6 protein-coding genes are annotated in these 3,589 nt (G+C 54.3%); all 6 read right to left on the bottom strand.

Annotated features, from left to right (window positions below):
* On the bottom strand, nucleotides 1–688 hold a 688-nt coding region (gene traM, locus B5F38_RS13975; RefSeq protein WP_087409729.1), incomplete at its 3' end, for a conjugative transposon protein TraM.
* A 4-nt stretch (nucleotides 689–692) separates the two neighbouring features.
* Complete coding sequence (locus tag B5F38_RS13970) at nucleotides 693–986, bottom strand: TraL conjugative transposon family protein (RefSeq protein ID WP_087409728.1); 294 nt, start codon at nucleotides 984–986, stop codon at nucleotides 693–695.
* Between the two features lie 13 nt (nucleotides 987–999).
* Nucleotides 1,000–1,623 (bottom strand): conjugative transposon protein TraK, encoded by a 624-nt coding sequence (gene traK / locus B5F38_RS13965; protein WP_087409727.1) that lies wholly within the window; start codon nucleotides 1,621–1,623, stop codon nucleotides 1,000–1,002.
* A gap of 33 nt (nucleotides 1,624–1,656) precedes the next feature.
* Nucleotides 1,657–2,661, bottom strand: a complete 1,005-nt coding sequence (gene traJ / locus B5F38_RS13960) for a conjugative transposon protein TraJ (protein ID WP_087409726.1) — start codon at nucleotides 2,659–2,661, stop codon at nucleotides 1,657–1,659.
* 18 nt (nucleotides 2,662–2,679) lie between these two features.
* The gene (locus B5F38_RS13955) at nucleotides 2,680–3,312 is read right to left on the bottom strand and encodes a DUF4141 domain-containing protein (RefSeq protein WP_087409725.1); all 633 of its coding nucleotides are present in this window, start codon (nucleotides 3,310–3,312) and stop codon (nucleotides 2,680–2,682) included.
* A gap of 35 nt (nucleotides 3,313–3,347) precedes the next feature.
* Nucleotides 3,348–3,589, bottom strand: a 242-nt coding sequence (locus tag B5F38_RS13950; RefSeq protein ID WP_143240998.1) for a hypothetical protein, incomplete at its 5' end; no start/stop codon positions are given.

Raw genomic sequence — 3,589 nt, 5'->3', positions numbered from 1 at the left:
CCAGCCCGACGGGAACGGCTTTCGCCTTCCTCTCCCTTGAGGGACTTTCCGTCTCCTGACTGTCCGCTGTTCCCGTGCTGCCGCCCGAAGGCATATATTTGGCGGCAAGCTCATAGGACTTCTCCAGCAGGGCCACCTGCTCCTCGTAGCTCGGTCCGGCCGTCTGCGTTGCGGCAGCCTGGCGGAGCTGTTCCACCTCTGCTTTCAGCGCCTCCTTCTCCGGGTCTTCCTCCGGACTCTCGTAAAAGCTGCCAAGCGTGGCGTTGATGTCGTTGTAGGCCGAGGCGGAAGAGGCGAAGGCACCCGTCCTGCCGTTTCCTACGGAACGGTACGCACGGCTTTCATTTTCACTTCCAATTTCCTGTGCCGTTTCTGTTTCCGGGACATTCTCCTGTCTGTGTCCATCGGCCAGGGCGGAGAAGTCGGCCAGCGTACGCTTCTTCTCCTCCTGTCGGCGAACCATGTCCGCCTGCTCATAGGCAGCCATCTTGTCCGCCTCGATACCCGCACCCCTCGGGTCGGGAAGTTCGGCATTGAAGCCCATTTTCTTTTCCGCCTCCTGCCTGTCTTTCTCGGTCGGGGCGAAAATCAGCCACATACACCCGAGGAACAGCAGGAACATGCCGGTGAAAACCAGATATTTCCTGATTTTCTGCTTCTGGTTCAATTTTTCTGCATCCGTACTCATAACCTTACCTGTTGAACTGGTTAAAAAACTCTTCCATCTCACGGATTTTCACGTCGGAAAGGGTGTCTGCCGGCGCAAAGTCGGGAACCTCAAGCGGAGTAATCCTGATGATGTCTTGCCGGGCGTCCTCCCGCCCGATGTCATAAACCGCCCGGAAAATCATGTAGAAATTGACCAGCGCGAAAAGGGAAGCCATTACAATGACGGAGATTGCCCTCTGACGGGGTGTGAGCCTGTCACAAAGGCCGCGCAGCCTGCCCCCGATAAAATCCTTGATTTTTACATACATCTTTCTCATACATTCCTTGTTTTTATCTGTCATACATTCTGATATCCCTGTTCTCCAGCACGCGGAACCCTTCCAGGATGAACCCGTGCGGATTGTTGTCACTGCGGGTGGAGTTCCGCAGCCTGCCATGCGTGACAAGGTTGCGTTCCGTCACGCTCTTCTCACGAATGATGAAAAGGCGTGCGTATGTCATGACATCATACGGATAGGTGTTGAAGTCACACTTCACGCTGTCTATCTCGATACGCTGGCTGACATTGCCCGAAATGATTCTATTGTAGTAACCCTGTTCGGCCAGATCACCGTAATGGGAATAGGCGGAACGGTCACTCAGGAACATGGCACGCTGTACATTCCCCTCGATGGCACTCTTGTCAGGGGCCAGCGTGAAGAACAACTCGTGGAAGCGTCTGACATGCTCCCTTGCCTCTACGGGACGGTTCTGCTCCAGGTCCTGCGAGAGGGCGAGCATGAGCGACTTTCCCTCGTCCAGCACATAGATTTTCTGGCGCTGGGCTTCGGCAAAGCTGTACGCCTTCCACACGGAATAGCCCACAAGCAGGGTGCAGACGCCCAGATAGACGATTCCGAACAGGCGCAGATGCCGGAAGCTGGTCTCGATATTTTTCAGTGATTTGAATTCCATTGTCTTTTAGTTTTTTTGATTGTCATTACTTGATTACTTGAACAGTCTTCCGGTCACGTTGCCCACGGCGGCACCGGTGGCGCCTCCCACGATGGATCCGGCCTTGGAAGCCGTCTGGTTCACGTTCTTTCCGTAGTTTCCGGCACCTCCTCCGGCCTGTACGATCCAGTTCGCCACGGTCGGGATGGTGAAATACCCGATGATGCCGATGATAAGGAACGTGATGTACACGGCATTGGAACTGTCCGGAATGAAGTTGGGGTCGGCCAGTTGCTCGATGTCCTTCTGAAGCATCAGAGTCTGTATGCGGGCTAGCACACTGCTGAAAAGGTCAGAGACGGGCAGCCACAGATAGATGCTGATATAGCGGACAAACCACTGGCTGAGCGAAGCCTGGAAGCCGTCCCAGCACGCGATGGCAAAGGAGATGGGGCCGAAGATGGAAAGGACAATCAGGAAGAAGGTCCTGAGCGTGTCCACTACCAGTGCGGCGGCATTGAACATCAGTTCCAGCAGCTCGCGGAAAAAGTTCTGCACCGCCTTCTTCATGTTATACATGGCGCGGTCCACGTACATGCCGCACGCCTCGATAGCGTCCAGGGCTCCCAACTCGTCCAGTTTGTTGTCAAAAGCCTCCTTGTCCACCAGGTAGGCCGTCTCGGGATTCCTCCGCATCGCCTCAATCTCCAGCTTGTCCTTCTGCTCCCGATACTCGTTCATGTCGAAGGTCTGCGTCTCCAGAATCCTGTGCGTTCCGGTCACGACGGGTGACAGGATGCTGTTGAGCGTACCCAGTACGATGGTCGGGAAAAACATGATGCAGATACCCAGAGCAAACGGGCGCAGCAGGGGGAACACGTCAATGGGTTCGGCCCTGGCCAGCGACTGCCAGACACGGTACGCCACATAAAAGAGGGCTCCCAATCCGGCAAGGCCCTTGGCCACGCCGGTCATCTGCGAACAGAGCGGCATCATGTCCGTGTACAGACTTTGCAGAATCTGGTGCAGATTGTCAAAATTCACAGTCAACAATACCATAAGCAATTCTCCTTGAAATTACCAGTAGCGTTCATTGGGTGAACCGTACAGGGCCATCACGCGGTCAAGGTCATTCTGCTTCTTGGCTCGCAGGTACGACACGCCGATGTTCTTGTTGGTATAGTACTGCACCAGGCTGCGGTATTGCAGCATGTCGGTATAGCAACGGTCGATGATATCCATACGTTCCTTGTCGTTCATCGAAAGCCCGTTCTCATTGACCACCGTCTTCAGGTCGGTCAGCAGATTGGCACTCTCCTCCAGCAGCTTCGTGTAGCCGATGGAGATGGCACTCAGTTCTTCGGGGGTGAAGTAGGGGTCACTGAGCATACGTTCATAGCTGGTCACATAGATTTCCGTGATGTCGCCGACCATCAGAATGGTCTGCTGCACCTTTCGGGCATCACGTACCAGATTCTTCACTTTCCTCAGCCCGTCGTAATACTCTTTGCCCTGCTGGTAAATCTTGACTGTCTCCTGAAAATTGTTGAGCATGTTGCTGGCCGTCGATGAGGTGTGGACGATGTTCTTGGCGGCGTTGATGATACCCTGGGCCAGATTTCCGGGGTCGGTCACTACCCATTGGGCGTGGGCTTTGCCTGCCGAAAGGAGGCAGATACAGCATAGGGCTGTCAAAATTCTTTTCTTCATGTAGTTAATCGTTTAATGGTTGATAAATGATTTTACTAGTTCCTCTTGCTTTCGGCCAGCTGCTTGATTGCCAGCTCGATATTACCACCTAGCTTCCGGGTAAGTCGCATCAGTTCCAGTTTTTCCGTCTCCTCGGTCGTGTAGGTGTAGTACTCTTCTGGCGAGACCTCGGTGGCATAGACCGCCGACTGCGTTCCGCCGAGACCTATCCACACTTCCTTGTACTTGCGGGACGGGCTGTTGGCCATGTTGATGGAGAGAATCTGGGCACGTTCCT

It is taken from the genome of Barnesiella sp. An22, from assembly GCF_002159975.1.
Classification (GTDB): domain Bacteria; phylum Bacteroidota; class Bacteroidia; order Bacteroidales; family Barnesiellaceae; genus Barnesiella; species Barnesiella merdigallinarum.
Note: the sequence above shows the minus strand (reverse complement) of the source record. Positions and strands in the feature narration are given on the sequence as shown.

Excerpts from the sequence above, each read along its gene's own strand:
- B5F38_RS13970 (WP_087409728.1), bottom strand. The coding sequence starts at position 986 with ATGAGAAAGATGTATGTAAAAATCAAGGATTTTATCGGGGGCAGGCTG.
- traK (WP_087409727.1), bottom strand. The coding sequence starts at position 1,623 with ATGGAATTCAAATCACTGAAAAATATCGAGACCAGCTTCCGGCATCTG.
- traJ (WP_087409726.1), bottom strand. The coding sequence starts at position 2,661 with ATGGTATTGTTGACTGTGAATTTTGACAATCTGCACCAGATTCTGCAA.
- B5F38_RS13955 (WP_087409725.1), bottom strand. The coding sequence starts at position 3,312 with ATGAAGAAAAGAATTTTGACAGCCCTATGCTGTATCTGCCTCCTTTCG.